Source organism: Streptomyces coelicoflavus (assembly GCF_045041415.1).
GTDB lineage: Bacteria > Actinomycetota > Actinomycetes > Streptomycetales > Streptomycetaceae > Streptomyces > Streptomyces coelicoflavus.
Window position 1 is genome coordinate 2,006,661 of sequence record NZ_CP108218.1, and the last position, 14,788, is coordinate 2,021,448.

Genomic DNA, 14,788 nt, shown 5'->3' on the forward strand with positions numbered 1-14,788 from the left:
GCGTTCGGCGACCGATCCACCCAGGAAAGGCGGACCACACTGATGAGCACCACCTACGACAGGCTCGTTGATCTGCTGGTCGACGGTTTCGCGGTGGACCGCGCTGCGATCCGTCCGGACGTGACCTTCGAAGAGCTGGAGATGGACTCGCTGTTCCTCGTGGAACTGCTCCTCGTCATCCAGTCCGAGTTCGGTGTGAAGATCAGCGACGACGCCGCGGTCCCGACCGACACCATCGCCCACGCGGTGGCGCTGGTCGACAACGAGACGGCGGCCTCGGCGTCATGACCGACCGCTCCGTCGCCGTGACCGGGCTCGGTCTGGTGACCGCGGCCGGCCTGGGCACCGACGCCACCTGGGAAGGGGTGTTGCGCGGGGAGTCGGCGGGAGCCAAGGACGACCGGCTCGCCGGACTGCCCGTGGACATCGCCTGCGCGGTGCCGGGCCTGGTACCGGCGCGCCACGTGGACCGGCGCAGTGTCCTGATCCACGACCGCTTCGTGCAGCTGGCCATCGTGGCCGCCCGGGAGGCCGTGGCCGACGCCGGCCTCGATCCGCGGACCTGGGACGGCGCCCGGGTGGGTGTCGTCGTGGGCTGCGGCCTGGGCGGCGTGTCGACGTGGGAGACGCAGCACCGGCGGTTGCTGGAGCGCGGTCCCGAGGCGGTCTCCGCGCTGCTGGTGCCGATGCTGGTGCCCAACATGGCGGCCGGGCACCTCGCGATGGACCTGCGGGCCCTCGGCCCCAACCTGGTGACCGCGACCGCCTGTGCCTCGGGCGGCACCGCGCTCGGCACCGCGGCCCGGCTGCTTCAGGACGGGACGTGCGACATCGTCGTGGCCGGCGGCAGTGAGGCCGGCGTCAGCCCGCTCATGGTCACGGGCTTCGCGCAGATGGGCGCGCTGTCCCGCAGGACCGACGAACCGGCCGCGGCGTCCCGGCCCTTCGACGCGGACCGGGACGGCTTCGTGATCGGCGAGGGCAGCGGCATGCTCGTCCTGGAGCGGACCGCCGACGCCGAGGCGCGCGGGGCGACGGTCCGCGCCCGGCTCGTGGGCCACGGCGCGTCGGCCGACGCCCATCACGTCACCGCACCGGATCCCGAGGGCGCCGGCGCGCTGCGGGCGATGGAGGCGGCCCTCGCGCAGGCGGGCGCCGGCGGCCGCGACATCGACCACGTGAACGCGCACGGCACCTCGACCCCGCTCAACGACGCGGTGGAGGCCGCCGTGCTGGGCCGGCTGCTGGGCGACGGGGCGACCGTCACCTCGACCAAGGGTGTCCTCGGGCACACGCTGGGCGCCGCCGGTGCCATCGAGGCGGCGCTGACCGTGCTGTGCGTCGAACGGTCCACCGTCCCGCCGACGGCGAACCTGCGGCGGCAGGACCCCGCCGTCGAGCTGGACGTGGTCGCCGGCGCTCCGCGGGAGCAGAAGGTGGAGCTGGCGATGAGCAACTCCTTCGGCTTCGGCGGGCAGAACGCGGTCCTGGTCTTCGCCTCCCCGTGACGGCCGGGGCCATACTCCCCCGACCCGCAACCTCCGAACCCCGAACCCCTCACGCGTGTCCCGCCGTTCGGGACGCCCCTCGTCAACCTCCGGAAGAAGCTGTCCCGTGACCGGAAGAAACCTGATCCTCCAGCGCGTCGTCGGCGCCCTCTACATCCTCGCGGGGATAGGCAAGTTCTTCCCGCAACTGGAGTCGGTGGAAGGGCGCCTCGACGACGCCTCGGAAGCCAACGACGGAACCGTGATCTCCGGCCCCGTCGACTGGCTGGACCGGTACCCCACCGGCGTGATGTGGTTCGTCGCCGTCGCGATGGTCTCGGCCGGCCTCGCCCTGCTGTGGAACCGCCGGGGTCTCGTGATCGCCGCCCTCTACGGCCAGTTGCTGATGCTGGTGCTGTTCGTGGTGATCCTGGTGAGCAGTGTCCCCGAGATCCTGGTGATGGACGCCGCGTTCTTCGCCGCCGCGATCTACCTCCTGTACCGGTACCACACGTCGCCGGGCGCGGGATCCGCCGCCCCGGCGGGCTCGTCCCCGGAAGCCCGGTGATCCGGCGATGACCTTCTCCGTTCCCTCCGACGCGCTGGACGTCCTCGAGGACGAGGTCACGCGGGCGCTGCGCACCACCGACGACCGGAACCTCACCATTCTCGGCTACGGGGAGGTGACTCTGGTGCTGCGGCTGGAGACCGACGCGGGCGGGTTCGCGTGCAAGCGGCTGCCGGTCTTCCCGTCCCGGGAGCGGCTGGACCGGCACTCGGCGCTGGTCGACGACTACATCACGCGGCTGGACAAGGGCGGCGTCACGGTCGCCGAGACCCGCATGTGGCACCGGCCGCTGCCGGGTGGCAGGGCCGTCGCCTACTGCGTCCAGGAGGCGCTGCCCGAGGAGCGGCTGTGCTCGCGGCTGCTGCACACCTCCGGCGACGCGTGGTGCGAGGGGTTCTTCGAGCGGTTCCTGGACCGCGTCGAGGCGACCGTCACTCCCCGTCTGGGGCTCGACGGCCAGGCGTCCAACTGGATCGAGGTCGACGGCGAGCTGGTCTACCTCGACGTGACGACCCCGCTCATGCGCGACGAGCGCGAGCGTGAACTCCTCGACGTGCCGCTGTTCTTCACCTCCCTGCCGTGGCTGCTGCGGGACCTGGTGCGGCTGGCGATGACCAAGTCGATCTTCGACAAGTTCTACACGCCGCGCGGAGTGGTCCTCGACTTCCTCGGCAACCTGCACAAGGAGCGGCTGGAACGGCTGGTCCCCCGCTTCGTCGAGCAGGCCAACGCCCGCCTGGAACAGCCGCTGGACACCGGGGAGATCGCGGCCTACTACCGCGACGACGCGCGGATGTGGGAACTCATCCAGCGGCTGCGCAGGGCGGACCGCTTCGTCCACAACAAGGTTCTGCACCGCCCGTACCCCTTCCTGCTGCCCCGTCATGTCGCGCGGTGAGACCGCGGCGGTACCGGAGGCGGACGGCCTCGCCGGCCAGGTGGTGCTCGACGTGTCCCGTCCGCTGCGCGTCACGCACCTCACGCCGGCGTCACGGCGGCTCACCCTCGCCGTGGTGTCCATCGGCTGGCTGCGCGGGCAGGGTCCCGAGGCCCTCGCCGCGCTCCGGGAGCGGTATCTGACGCCGGCCGAGACGGAACAGGCGGCCTCGCTGCGCGCCCCTCGCCGGCGGCACGAGTGGCTGGCCGGCCGGCTCGCGCTCAAACACGCCGTCAGCGCCCACGGCCGACGGCACTGGGACGCGGCCCGGGAACCCCGCGCCGTCGAGGTGCGCACCGTGGTCGGGGGCATCCAGGCCGGCCGGCCGGTGGTGGACGCACCCGTGGAGGTGGGCCTGACGCACTCGGGGGACTTCGCGCTCGCCGTGTGCGGACCGCATGCGATCGGCGTCGACCTGGAGCACGACCGGCCGATGCCGCCGACCCTGGCCAGGGTGCTCGACCTGGAGTGCGACCCGCTGGCGCCGTCGCCGCACGCCCGGCGGCTGGCGGCCATGCCGGCGGCGTTGCGCTGGACGTGCAAGGAGGCCGTACTCAAGTACTACGGCTTCGGACTGCGGGTCGACGCCCGTGAGGTGGCGCTGACCGGGTGGCTGCCGGACGGCCGCTTCACCTGGCGGCCGGGGGGCGGGCTGCTGCGCCACGCCCCCACCGCCGAGACGCGGCGGCCGACGGGGTGGGCCGGCGCGGTCCACGGCCACCACCTGGCCCTCGTGGGGCGATGACCCCGGCCTTCGAAGAGGAGACGTCATGACGACCCGCAGGACGGACCGGACCGCCGCGCCGGTGTCCACGTTCACCCAGGCGCTCGAGGCGGCGGCGGAACCGGCGGCGCTGAGTCCCTCCTCGCACAACTGCCAGCCGTGGGGCCTCGGCCGGGCCACGACCGGGGCGGCGCGCCGGGCCGCGGCGGACCTGACCGGCGAGGACGCGGACGAGTACCTGGTCCTGGCCCTGGACCGCGGCCGGGAGCTGACGGCTCTGGCCGCGCACGCCGTCGAGATGGAGGTGAGCTGCGGCCTCTACTGGCGCATCCTGCTGCGCGGGCTGGCCGCCCAGGGCTGGACGACCACCGCGGTACGCGTCCTGGACGACGCGCCCTTCGGGGGCGGCGGCTCCCCGTTCGGTGCCGAGTGGCCGTCGGCGTGGACGCCGCTGTGCGTGGTGGCGCTGCGTCGCGGGGCGCCGGCCGGGGAACGGCTGGACGACCTCCGCGAGACCGCGCTCGCCCGCCGCACCCACCGTGGCCCCTACCGGCCGCAGCCGGTCCCGGCCGGGCTGCTGCGCGACCTGGCGGAAACCGACGCGGCGGAGGACGGAGCGGGCCCGGTCCACGTCCGGCACCTGACCGGGCCGCGGGACCTGCGTGCGTTCGCGGCGTTCGTCGCGCGGCACGCCGGGCGCGACTTCGGGCATCGCGCCGCCTGGCGGGAGACCCACTCCTTCCTGCGCCGGGACCTCGCGGACGCGGCCGCGCGGGGGGACGGGTTCACGCCGGAGCAGCTCTTCGGCCCGATGTCCCGGCCGCGCCGGGCCGTGATGCGCTGCGCGCTGGCGCCGGTCACCATGAACCTGCTGGGCAAGGTCGGCTACCACCGGGTGCTGGCCGCCGGGCTCGCCGACCTCGTGCGCCGCACTCCGGCCGTGGTGACCATGGGCTTCGCCGGGCGGACGCCCGGACGGGCGGACCTGCTCCGGGGCGGAGCCCGGCTGGCCGACTACTGGTGGCGGGCGACCCGGCACGGGCTGTCCCTCCACCCCGTCAGCATCGTCATCCAGCACGAGGACCTGCGCGCCCGGCTGGAGCGGGAACTGTCCCTGCCCGGCCGCACCTTCTTCGTGAGCCGGGTCGGTGTGGCCGGCGCTCCCGCGCCGCGCTCCCACCGGCGCGCCGACGCCGCGGGACATGTGGCGTTCTGAGCGGGACCGGCACGGGACCAGCAGCATTCACACCATTCCCGACAAGATCTTCATCAGGGTGAAACAGCTTCGTACCAGGCTCTCACCTGGCTATCGCAAGCCACTCTCCAAGTACGCACATGCGTGCTACGTTTGGCCACATGACGCATATCGGGGGAATGCCAAAGAAAGGCGTGCGCCACCGACCCGGCAACGCCGGGCCCGACCCGCGCCGCCCGTGCCATTCACATCCTTCCCGGCCGAAAGCTCACGTATGACAACCCGTGTCCTGGTGTGCTGCGACCGCGTCATCCTGGGCGAGGGAATGCGCGCATTGCTGGAGCGGCACCAGCTGAAGGTGCAGGTCGAGACCACCCTGCGCGGCTCGCTCGGCACCGCCACGGAGACCGGGCCCGACGTACTCATCGCCGTCGCGCCCCTGGTGACCGTGGACCACATCGACAAGCTCACGGAACTCGCCCGACTCGCCAAGACCATTCTGCTGACCAAACCGGAGAACACCCACCGCGCATTCGAGGCACTACGCGTGGGAGTACGCGCAGTATTGTCCGCGGAAACCTCGGTCGAAGAATTGGTGCACGTCATCAAAACCGTCACAGAAGTGAACGCCATTATCGCCCCCGAAGAGGCCCAGGAAGCCCTCACTCGCTATTGGCGGAGCAAGGCACCGAAGAATCTTCGTCCGGAGCTGACACCTCGGGAAACGGAAGTGCTCGTCTTATTGACCCAGGGAAAAACGAACACCGAGATGGCCGGCGCCCTGTCCGTCTCGGCCACCACGGTCAGGTCCCACGTGCACCGCGTCCTGCGCAAACTGGGTGCGGCGACCCGCGCACAGGCCGTCGCCATCGCCTATGAGTCGGGGCTCCTGGGCAGCTGCCCGGGTTACGGCTCCCCGTCCCGCTGAGAGCCCCGCGGGGCCGTACGGTTTCGTCACCTACGGCCCCGCGGTACTCCGTGCCGCGTTAGCGGACGGGTCGCGTCAGGGCAGTGCCCGGTAGCCGGGTTCCACGCGTTCGCCGCTCATCTCCTCGACCACCGAGGCCATCGTGTCGAATGCGTCGGCCAAACCCTGAAAGGCCTCCGATTTCATGTCTTGGGAGAATGCGTCCAGTGCGCTCACCGAGATGATCTCGAAGTAGTGGAATGGAGCGTCCCGTTCCGTGCTCACCCGGTGCACGCCGAAGGCGCGCACGCTGGGCAACCGGGGACAGGTCGCGTAGTCGGCGTCCCGGACCCAGGCCTCGAAGCGGGCCGGGTCCACTCCGTCGTGCAGACGAATGCGGTGGATGATGACGTCCATGTCTCGCAGCTCCCTGGCTGTGCGGTCAGCGGCGTGCCGCGGGACGCCGGCGTCCCAGGCCCAGCGCTCGCGCGACGTTGTTCTTCTGGATCTCATTGGTGCCGGAGAAGATCCGGGCGGGCAGCGCGTCCCGCAGCAGGGACTCGGCCTCCCCGTCCATCACTCCCAGCGCTCCTCTCAACTGGACGGCGTCCAGCCCGAGTTGCACGGCCGCCTCGCTGACCGCGATCTTCGCGAGGGCCGGTCCGATCTCGTCGGCCGTGCCGTCGGCCAGTGACCGCGCGGCGCGGTAGAGCAGCAGCCTGGCCCCCTCGTAGCGGCCCAGCATGTCGACGATGCGGTGGCTGACCGCCTGGAACTCCCCGATGGGCGTGCCGAACTGCTCCCGGTCCCGGGCGTGTTCCACCGTGGACTCCAGCACCCGGCGCATCGCTCCGAGGTAGGCCGCGAAGAGACAGGTGCGCTCCCACTTCATCGACCCGGTGAAGATGCTCGCCCCGGCGCCCTCCGCACCCAGCACCGCTCCGGCCGGGACGGGACAGTCGTCGAAGTGGACGTCGGCCGTCGGGGAACCGCGCAGCCCCACCTTGTCGTACGGCTGTCCGACCGTGAGCCCGGGGGTGGACGCCTCGACCAGGAAGGTGGTCAGCCCGAAGAAGCCGCCCCGCGGGTCGGTGGCGGCCTGCACCACGAACACGTCGGCCACCGGGGCGTTGGTGATGAAGCACTTGGCACCGTTGAGGACGTAGCCGCCGTCGACGGCGCGGGCGCGGGTGCGCAGATGCAGCGCGTCCGACCCGGCCTCCGGCTCGGTGATGGCGTGCGCGGCGATCCGCTCGCCGGAGCTGAGGGCCGGCAGCCACGCACCGCGCTGCTCCTCGGTGCCGAACTCGACGATCGGCATGACGGCGGCGAACAGGTGGGCGGCGACCGAGAAGGCGAAGCCGGTGTCCGTGCAGCCGTACCCGAGTGCCTCCATGGTGGCGGCCGCGGCCACCGCGTCCAGCCCGCTGCCGCCGAACTCGCCCGGCACGGTGGTGCCCACCAGGCCCTGTTTGCCGGCCAGCCGCCAGCGCCGCCGGAAGTCCTCGGCGTCGGCGAAGCGGCCGGGAGAGTCCAGCTCGCGCCGGGCGAACCGCACGACCATGTCGCGCATCTCCGCCGTCTCGGCGTCGAACCCGGCCTCGAAATCGAAGTTCATCGCGTTGCGTCCATGCCTTCCTCGATGAGCAGGTGGTAGTTGATGCCGCCGGTTCCGAACGCGCTCACCGCGGCGCGCCGCGGCCGGTCGTGCCCCGCGGGCCAGGGCAGGGCTTCGGTCGCCACCCGCGCCGGTACGGCGTCCAGGGCGAGGTCGGGGCTGAGTTCGCTCAGGTTGACGCTGGGCGGCAGGGTGGCCCGTCGCAACGCCTGGAGGGTGCGCAGCAGTCCCGCCGCGCCGGCCGCCGCGAAGGTGTGGCCGAGGAAGGACTTGGCGGACCCGATGTGCAGCGCCGCCCTGCGCCGGCCGGTGCCGTACACCTGTGCGGCGGCGGCGACCTCCACCCGGTCGCCCAGCCGGGTGCCGGTGCCGTGGGCCTCCAGGTAGTCCACCTCGTCCGGGCCGAAGTCCACTTGGTCGAAGGCCTGCCGCACGGCCTGCGTCTGGCCGTCGACGTCCGGGGCGATCAGCGACTTCGCGTCGTTGGAGGCGCCGACCGCGCGGAGCACACCGAACACCGGGTCGCCGTCGCGGCGGGCGTCCGCCAGGCGTTTGAGCAGGAACAGCGCGCAGCCGTCGCCCGGGGTGAAGCCGTCGGCCGCCGCGTCGAAGGGGGTGATCCTGCTGTGCGACAGCAGGCCCAGTGCGGAGCACAGCACCATGTCCCGTGCGTTGCAGGGCAGTTCGACTCCGCCGGCGACGGCGTAGTCGGCGGCGCCGGAGCGCAGCCGTCCCACGGCGACGTCGAGCGCCGCCAGCGAGGAGGCGCAGGCGGCCTCCACGGCCACCGGTACGGCGTCCAGGCGGTGTTCGTTGCCGATCAGGGCCGCGATGCCGCTGGCGACGCAGCCGTCCCAGGTGGTCGGCAGGTCTACCGGGCCGGGGTCCGTGAACCGGTCGCGCACCAGCTTGGTCAGCGCCTCGACCTCGTCCGACCCCAGTGCGCCGAGCGCGGCGAGGGAGCGGACGTCCGCCTCCAGGTCGTCGAGGCACAGGCCGGTGTGCAGCCGGCGTTCCCTGGACAGGCCCAGGTTGCTGCCGACGACGACGGTTCCGACGCCCCCGAGCGTGTGCGGCGGGCGCCCGTGGCGGGCGAACATCTCGGTCGCCACGTGGAGTCCGAGGCGCTGGGCCGCGTCCATCGCGGCGTACCGGTGCGGCGGGATGCGCAGCCCGGGGGGCGGCGCCGACGGCACCGGGACGGGTGCGCCCAGGTCGGTGTAGCTGCGGCCGCGGGCGAGCGCGCCCGGGGCGTGGTAGAGGTCGCGGTCGAACGACTCGGGCGGCAGCGGCCCGATCCGGTCCCGCCCGGAGAGCATGGTCCGCCAGAAGCCGTCCGCGTCGGGCGAGTCGGCGAAGCGCCCGCCGAAACCGACGATCGCGACGGGCTCCCCGGCACCGCGCCCCGACGACACCGCACCGTCGCGCTCCGGCGCACCGGCGTCACCGCGTCCGGACGAAGCGGCCCGGCCGCGTACGGGGGAGCCGACGCCGCCGCCCCCGGACGGACCGACGCCACCGCCACCGGGCAGACCCGCGCCACCGCCTACGGACGCGTCGGCCCCACCGCGCGCGACGGCTGCCCGGCCGGGTGCGGAAGGGTCAACGCCGCCACCTCCGGGCAGACCGACGCCACCGCCACCGGACACATCGGCGCCACCGCGCGCGACGGCTGCCCCCTCGGCCGGGTGACTCTCCCCGACCGAGCCGACCGGGACACCGGCCCGCGGGTCGACCGGGACACCGTCCGCCCAGCCGTCCCGGACACCGTCCGCCGAGCCGTCCCGCACACCGGCCGCCGAGCCGTCCCGGACACCGTGCCGCGAGCCGGCGGCCGGCTCCGGTGCCGCCGTGGCAGCCGGTACGTGCTCTTCGAGCAGCACGTGACAGACCGTTCCGGTCAGCGAGGCGCCCAGCACCGCCGCCCGCCGGGGCGTGCCGTCCGCGGACGGCCGCCACGGCTCCGCCGCGCGCGGCACGCGGAACGGGCTGCCGTCCGCCGGGCCGGTGTCGGTACCGGCGCCGGTACCGGCCCGTGCCGGGGGGACGGTGCGGTGGTGCAGGGCCAGGGCCGCCTTCGTGACACCGGCGAGCCCGGCGTTGGCGAAGGTGTGGCCGAGCCGGTCGCGCACGCTGCCGAGGGCGACCGAGTCGCGCGCCGCGCCGGTGTGGATCGCGGCGATCGCGTCCTGTTCGGCGCGCCCCACGGCGGCGGTGCCGTGCCCCGCGCACTCGACGAGGCCCACCGATCCCGGCGTGACGCCCGCCGTCCGGTGCGCGGCCTCGGCGGCCGCCCGGCGGTGCCCGGCCGACAGCGAGTAGCGGAAGGTGCCCGGCCGCGCCTCGTGCCGCAGCGCGCAGTCCAGTACCGACGCGTACACGCGGTCGCCGTCCCGCGTCGCGGTCGAACGGCGCTTGAGCAGCAGCGCCCCGAGCCCTTCGGCGAGTACGGGGCCGTCCCCCGCCTCGTCCGGCCCGGCCGCGATCCCCTTCGCCGCGAGCGCCCGCCGCGCGAAGCGGCCCTCGTCGCGTTGCCCGACCACGACCAGGGCGGCGTCGGTCAGCCCGGCGCGCAGGCTGTCCACGGCGTGCGCGAGGGCCCAGTACGAGGTGGCGTCCGCCGACTCGACGGCGAGGGTGCGTCCGCGCAGCTTGAAGGCGGACGCGATGCGCGCCGGGATCGTACTGGCCATCTCCCCCACCCGGTCGTGCGGTGAGGCACCGAGCCGGCGCGCCAGTACGTCGTTGAGTTCCCGCTCGGCGTCCCGCGGGTCGGTGCCGGTGTGCCGCCAGGAGCCTTCGGCGAGGGTCTCCGCCAGGTTCCGGGCGTAGCGGGCGCCGTCGACGCGCAGCGCGTTGGCGTACTGCCGGTCCAGTCCGAGGCAGGTGCCGACGACGACGTCCGTGCGGCCGGGGAGGCCGCCGGGGCCCGTGGCGTCGTCGAGGCACTGGCGGGCCGCCTCCACCATGAGCAGTTGCAGGCGGGCCATGGAGGCCGCCTGGGCCGGCGGGATGCCGAACCGTGCGACGTCGACCTCGATGTCACCGAGACCGGCCGGTGCCGGTCCCGCGCCGGTGTTGGACGGCGGCGCGTCGGCGACCAGCAGCCGCCACAGCTCCTCGAGGCCGCGGGCCCGGGGGTAGAGGGCGGACATTCCGACGATGGCGATCGGTTCCGCGGGGCCCGGTGCCGCCGGTGTCGCCGGCACCGTGTCCCTTTCGTTGGGTGCTTCCTTGTCTGACAACGTCTCGTTCCTGTTCACGAGGGCGTCGGCCGCGACCGGGGCCGTCAGGCGGTGAGCAGGCTGGTGCCCGCCGGGGAGTAGGGCTCCCGCCACAGCGCGGACGGCACCTTCAGGACGGGATCCTGCGCGAGGATCTCGGCGTGCCGCCGGCGCAGCAGCGCGCCCGGCTGGACGCCCAGCTCCTCGTCGAGCCGTTTCCTGGCCAGGTGGTACGACTCCAGGGCGTCGCCCTGGCGTCCGACCCGGTAGAGGGCGACCATCAGCAGCTCGCAGAACCGCTCGCGCAGCGGGTACTGCGCCACCAGCTGCTGGAGCATGGCGATCGCCTGGGCCTCTCCGCCGAGCAGGAGCATCGCGCTCACCAGGTCCTCCAGGGCCGTGAGCCGGCGTTCCTCGAACAGGGCCGCGGCACCCCGGCAGCGCCTGCCCTCTCCCGCGTCGATCAGGGCGGGGCCGCGCCACAGCCGCAGACCGGTCTCCAGCAGTTCGGCGGCGCGCGCGGGATCGGCGGGGAGCAGGGACGCGCCCTGGGAGGCGAGCCGCAGGAAACGGTTGCCGTCCACGCACCGCGGGTCGATCTCCAGGAGGTAGCCGCCGAGCACGGAGCGCAGGAAGCCGCCGGCCCGCTCGGGGCAGGCCCGCTCGTTGATCACTTTCCGGGCCCGCGCGGCGTGCGCCTGGAGGGCGTTGAGTACGTTGTCGGGCGGGGTCGTGCCCCAGAGTTCATCCACCAGATCCGCGAGCGACACGGCGCGGCCGGCGTCGACGGCGAGCGTCGCCACCAGCGTGCGGACCTTACCGGCCCGTATCCCGCCGCCGCTGTGCGGCGTGTTGATCGATACGGGACCCAATATGTTGATTTCCACACATCCCCCGAAGTTGTACAGGCTGTGTCCTCGGTCCGAGGGGTCGGCCGCGCGCCGCCGGACGGCCCGGTGGGGCCGGGTCGTCTCGCGTGCTCCCCGCACTCCCGTGAGCGGACGGGGTGCCGGGTCCGGGCCGTCCTGACCGGCCCCCGAAGGGCCGCCGCCCGGTTTTTGGCTGGCTCGCGGCCAGTTTTCGAACCGGGGTCCATCGTGGCAAGCCCTCCTCCACCCGTCATCCACCGAACGATCGGATTCCGGCCTCAACACACGCCCCGTGGAGGGGGGCGCCACCGTCAATGTGTTGAGGCGCGCCCGCGCTCCGGTTCAACGGAACTGAACGACGCGAACGAACCACCCCGGCGGGGTCCGGCGGCGGCGGACCGGCATGATGGTGGCCTGCGGCCCTCAGCGGGGCCGCAGGTGTTTGCCCGTCGAGCCGAAAGAGGAAGATGAACGGGATGTTCACCCCGGTAAGAGGGCTGAGAAGAAGAGTGGTGTGAGCCGTGCACATTGTCATCATGGGCTGCGGGCGGGTGGGCTCCGCGCTCGCCCAGACCCTGGAGCAGCAGGGGCACACGGTCGCCGTGATCGACCGGGACCCCACCGCCTTCCGACGCCTCGGTTCCTCGTTCGGCGGCCGGCGGGTCACCGGGATCGGCTTCGACCAGGACACCCTGCGTGAGGCGGGCGTGGAGGAGGCCGGTGCCTTCGCCGCCGTGTCCAGCGGGGACAACTCGAACATCATCGCCGCCCGCGTGGCGCGCGAGATGTTCGGCGTGGAGAACGTCGCCGCCCGCATCTACGACCCGCGCCGCGCCGAGGTCTACCAGCGCCTGGGCATCCCCACCGTGGCCACCGTCCGCTGGACGGCCGACCAGATGCTGCGCCGGCTGCTGCCCTCGGGTGCCGAGCCGCTGTGGCGCGACCCCACCGGCGGGGTCCAGCTGGCCGAGGTGCACACCTCCTCGGCCTGGGTCGGTCACAAGATCAGCCGGCTCCAGGAGGAGACGGGCGTGCGGGTGGCTTTCGTCACCCGGCTCGGGGAGGCGATCCTGCCCTCCTCGCAGACCGTCCTTCAGGAGGGCGACCTCGTGCACGTGATGATGCGCACCGACGAGGTCCACAAGGTCGAGGCGGCGTTCGCCAAGGGTCCCGAAGAGGAGGGCGGTCACTGATGAGGGTCGCCATTGCCGGAGCCGGCGCGGTCGGCCGTTCGATCGCGGGCGAGCTGCTGGAGAACGGCCACGAGGTCCTGCTCATCGACAAGGCGCCGACCGCCATCTCGGTCGAGCGCGTTCCGATGGCGGAGTGGCTGCTCGCCGACGCCTGCGAGATCACGTCCCTGGACGAGGCGGCGCTCCAGCGCTGCAACGTCGTCATCGCGGCGACGGGCGACGACAAGGTCAACCTGGTCGTGTCCCTGCTGGCCAAGACGGAGTACGGCGTTCCGCGCGTCGTCGCCCGGGTGAACAACCCGAAGAACGAGTGGCTGTTCAACGAGTCCTGGGGCGTGGACGTCGCCGTCTCCACCCCGCGGCTGATGTCGGCCCTGGTGGAGGAGGCGGTGAGCGTCGGCGACCTGGTCCGGCTGCTGCGCTTCAGTCACGGCGACGCCAACCTCGTCGAGCTGACGCTGCCGGAGGAGTCGGCCCTGGCCGGCACCCAGGTGGGCGACGTCCAGTGGCCCGAGGACACCTCGCTGGTGACGATCATCCGCGGCACCCGGGTGCTGACGCCGTCCCGGGAGGACTCCCTGGAGGCGGGCGACGAACTGCTCTTCGTGGCCGCGCAGGCCCGCGAGGAGCAGCTGGAGGACCTGCTGTCGGCCCGCAGGCGACCGGAGGGCACGGTCTGAGCGGGGCGGTACCACGCGCTACGGCGGTGGGGCGCCCGGAGTTGTCCGGGCGCCCCACCGCCGTAGCGGGTCGTCCTGCGCGTCAGGCCTTGCGGTGCCTGCCGCCGCGCGGGTCGGCCGGCTCCCCGTCTGCCCCGGTCGGCCCCGGGAGGGCTGCGTCGGCCTGCTGCTCGCGCCGTTCCCGCTCGGCCTTCTCCGCCTTCTCGGCCTCCTCCGCCGCCTCCATCTCCGCGAACACGTCGATGGGGGCCGGCGCCTTGGCCAGGAAGACCCAGGTCAGCCAGACGGCGAGCAGGAAGGGCGGGATCTTCAGGGTGACCAGGACCCAGCCGAGCTGCTCGGTGTCCGCCCACCAGTACAGCGGGAAGAGGATCGCGCTCTTGGCGAGCAGGATCAGGCCCCACGCGTAGCTGGCCTTGGTGTAGGCCTTCTTGCGGCCCGGGTTGCGGGTGCGCCAGGAGAGGTTCTCCTTGAAGACCGGGCCGAGGATCAGGCCGATCAGCGGCACCCCCGCCAGCGAGGTGACGATGTACGCCAGCGCCAGGCCGAGGGTGTAGAGCATGCCGGGCAGATAGAAGTTCTTGGCGTTGTCGGTCATCATCGCGAAGACCACGCCGAAGGCGACCCCGAAGACACCGCTGAAGGCGTGCTTGACGGTGTCCTTCATCGCCAGCCGGACCACGACCAGCACCACGGACACGGCCAGGGCCGCGATCGCCGACATGTGCAGGTCGTTGTTGAGCGTGAAGATGGTGACGAAGAGCAGGCCCGGCAGCACCGTCTCGACCATGCCGCGCACGCCGCCGAACGCCTCGAACAGCGCGGCCTCCGTCACCGCCCGGGCGTCGTCGGCCTCTGTCGTGTCTTCGGTCGGCTTGTCGAGCGACGTCACCGGCTACTCCCGTCCGAGGGGTCTCAGTTCGTATTTCGGGTTGAAGAGCACCCGGCGGCCGTGGCTCATGGAGATCCGGCCCGATGCGATGAGCTTGCGCCCCGGCTCTATGCCCACGATGGAGCGTCTGCCCAGCCACACCACGTCCAGGGCGGCGGACCCGTCGAACAGCTCGGCCTCCAGGGCCGGGACGCCCGCACGCGGTCGCAGGGTGACCGTGCGCAAGGTACCAGTTACCGACACGACCTGTCGGTCCTGGCAGTCTCCGATGCGCGTGCACCCGGCGGTGTCGGCGTCCTCGCGCAGTTCCTCCGACTCCAGGTCCTCCTGCGACGAGGAGAGCCGGTCGAACATGCGCCGGAACCGGCCCACCGGCTTGTCGGAACGCGGAGCAGCACTCATATCTGAAGCGTACCGGGGCCCGCCGACAGCCATGCACCCCTCTGGGGACGGGATGGCGAGACTCACGTGGCCCTCACGTCCCGTGCACTCCC

Annotated in this window: 15 protein-coding genes; 9 read left to right on the top strand and 6 right to left on the bottom strand. The window is 72.9% G+C overall.

Annotation, left to right across the window (positions count from 1 at the left end):
- Positions 1–42: 42 nt before the first annotated feature.
- From OHA99_RS08610 to OHA99_RS08640, 7 genes are all read left to right on the top strand, one after another.
- Positions 43–288, top strand: coding sequence for an acyl carrier protein (locus tag OHA99_RS08610; protein ID WP_153177556.1), 246 nt, complete (start codon positions 43–45; stop codon positions 286–288).
- Complete coding sequence (locus tag OHA99_RS08615; RefSeq protein ID WP_381501567.1) at positions 285–1,508, top strand: beta-ketoacyl-[acyl-carrier-protein] synthase family protein; 1,224 nt, start codon at positions 285–287, stop codon at positions 1,506–1,508. Before OHA99_RS08610 ends, OHA99_RS08615 begins: the two co-directional genes overlap by 4 nt.
- A 106-nt stretch (positions 1,509–1,614) precedes the next feature.
- Positions 1,615–2,055: a DUF6041 domain-containing protein gene (locus OHA99_RS08620; RefSeq protein WP_153177558.1), complete on the top strand. Its 441-nt coding sequence runs from the start codon at positions 1,615–1,617 to the stop codon at positions 2,053–2,055.
- Between the two features lie 7 nt (positions 2,056–2,062).
- Positions 2,063–2,953 (top strand): DUF6206 family protein, encoded by an 891-nt coding sequence (locus OHA99_RS08625; protein ID WP_153177559.1) that lies wholly within the window; start codon positions 2,063–2,065, stop codon positions 2,951–2,953.
- On the top strand, positions 2,940–3,737 hold the full coding sequence (locus OHA99_RS08630) for a 4'-phosphopantetheinyl transferase superfamily protein (protein WP_153177560.1): 798 nt from the start codon (positions 2,940–2,942) through the stop codon (positions 3,735–3,737). Before OHA99_RS08625 ends, OHA99_RS08630 begins: the two co-directional genes overlap by 14 nt.
- Positions 3,738–3,762: 25 nt before the next feature.
- Positions 3,763–4,932, top strand: a complete 1,170-nt coding sequence (locus OHA99_RS08635) for a RedV protein (RefSeq protein WP_153177561.1) — start codon at positions 3,763–3,765, stop codon at positions 4,930–4,932.
- Between the two features lie 253 nt (positions 4,933–5,185).
- A complete protein-coding gene (locus OHA99_RS08640) occupies positions 5,186–5,839 on the top strand; it encodes a response regulator transcription factor (RefSeq protein ID WP_164382917.1) in 654 nt (217 codons plus the stop codon).
- Between the two features lie 75 nt (positions 5,840–5,914).
- Here OHA99_RS08640 and OHA99_RS08645 read toward each other — a convergent pair whose 3' ends face one another.
- From OHA99_RS08645 to OHA99_RS08660, 4 genes are read right to left on the bottom strand one after another with little or no spacing between them, the layout of a single operon-like run.
- Entirely contained in the window at positions 5,915–6,235 is a 321-nt protein-coding gene (locus OHA99_RS08645) for a RedY protein (protein ID WP_153177562.1), read from the bottom strand.
- A 25-nt stretch (positions 6,236–6,260) separates the two neighbouring features.
- Positions 6,261–7,436 carry an L-prolyl-[peptidyl-carrier protein] dehydrogenase gene (gene redW, locus OHA99_RS08650; protein WP_007445089.1) on the bottom strand — a complete coding sequence of 392 codons (1,176 nt, stop codon included), beginning with the start codon at positions 7,434–7,436 and terminating at the stop codon, positions 6,261–6,263.
- Positions 7,433–10,681, bottom strand: a complete 3,249-nt coding sequence (locus OHA99_RS08655) for a polyketide synthase (protein ID WP_405695109.1) — start codon at positions 10,679–10,681, stop codon at positions 7,433–7,435. Before OHA99_RS08655 ends, redW begins: the two co-directional genes overlap by 4 nt.
- A gap of 44 nt (positions 10,682–10,725) precedes the next feature.
- The gene (locus tag OHA99_RS08660) at positions 10,726–11,547 is read right to left on the bottom strand and encodes an AfsR/SARP family transcriptional regulator (RefSeq protein WP_153177563.1); all 822 of its coding nucleotides are present in this window, start codon (positions 11,545–11,547) and stop codon (positions 10,726–10,728) included.
- A 503-nt stretch (positions 11,548–12,050) separates the two neighbouring features.
- Between OHA99_RS08660 and OHA99_RS08665 the strand changes: the two genes are divergently transcribed.
- Positions 12,051–12,722 carry a TrkA family potassium uptake protein gene (locus OHA99_RS08665; protein ID WP_042821828.1) on the top strand — a complete coding sequence of 224 codons (672 nt, stop codon included), beginning with the start codon at positions 12,051–12,053 and terminating at the stop codon, positions 12,720–12,722.
- Positions 12,722–13,402: a TrkA family potassium uptake protein gene (locus OHA99_RS08670; protein WP_042821826.1), complete on the top strand. Its 681-nt coding sequence runs from the start codon at positions 12,722–12,724 to the stop codon at positions 13,400–13,402. Before OHA99_RS08665 ends, OHA99_RS08670 begins: the two co-directional genes overlap by 1 nt.
- Before the next feature lie 82 nt (positions 13,403–13,484).
- Here the strand turns inward: OHA99_RS08670 and OHA99_RS08675 are convergent, their stop codons facing one another.
- Entirely contained in the window at positions 13,485–14,294 is an 810-nt protein-coding gene (locus OHA99_RS08675) for a DUF3159 domain-containing protein (protein ID WP_153177564.1), read from the bottom strand.
- A 3-nt stretch (positions 14,295–14,297) separates the two neighbouring features.
- On the bottom strand, positions 14,298–14,696 hold the full coding sequence (locus OHA99_RS08680; protein WP_076976707.1) for an OB-fold nucleic acid binding domain-containing protein: 399 nt from the start codon (positions 14,694–14,696) through the stop codon (positions 14,298–14,300).
- Positions 14,697–14,788: the final 92 nt, after the last annotated feature.

Excerpts from the sequence above, each read along its gene's own strand:
- OHA99_RS08610 (WP_153177556.1), top strand. The coding sequence starts at position 43 with ATGAGCACCACCTACGACAGGCTCGTTGATCTGCTGGTCGACGGTTTC.
- OHA99_RS08615 (WP_381501567.1), top strand. The coding sequence starts at position 285 with ATGACCGACCGCTCCGTCGCCGTGACCGGGCTCGGTCTGGTGACCGCG.
- OHA99_RS08625 (WP_153177559.1), top strand. The coding sequence starts at position 2,063 with ATGACCTTCTCCGTTCCCTCCGACGCGCTGGACGTCCTCGAGGACGAG.
- OHA99_RS08630 (WP_153177560.1), top strand. The coding sequence starts at position 2,940 with ATGTCGCGCGGTGAGACCGCGGCGGTACCGGAGGCGGACGGCCTCGCC.
- OHA99_RS08635 (WP_153177561.1), top strand. The coding sequence starts at position 3,763 with ATGACGACCCGCAGGACGGACCGGACCGCCGCGCCGGTGTCCACGTTC.
- OHA99_RS08640 (WP_164382917.1), top strand. The coding sequence starts at position 5,186 with ATGACAACCCGTGTCCTGGTGTGCTGCGACCGCGTCATCCTGGGCGAG.
- OHA99_RS08645 (WP_153177562.1), bottom strand. The coding sequence starts at position 6,235 with ATGGACGTCATCATCCACCGCATTCGTCTGCACGACGGAGTGGACCCG.
- redW (WP_007445089.1), bottom strand. The coding sequence starts at position 7,436 with ATGAACTTCGATTTCGAGGCCGGGTTCGACGCCGAGACGGCGGAGATG.
- OHA99_RS08670 (WP_042821826.1), top strand. The coding sequence starts at position 12,722 with ATGAGGGTCGCCATTGCCGGAGCCGGCGCGGTCGGCCGTTCGATCGCG.
- OHA99_RS08680 (WP_076976707.1), bottom strand. The coding sequence starts at position 14,696 with ATGAGTGCTGCTCCGCGTTCCGACAAGCCGGTGGGCCGGTTCCGGCGC.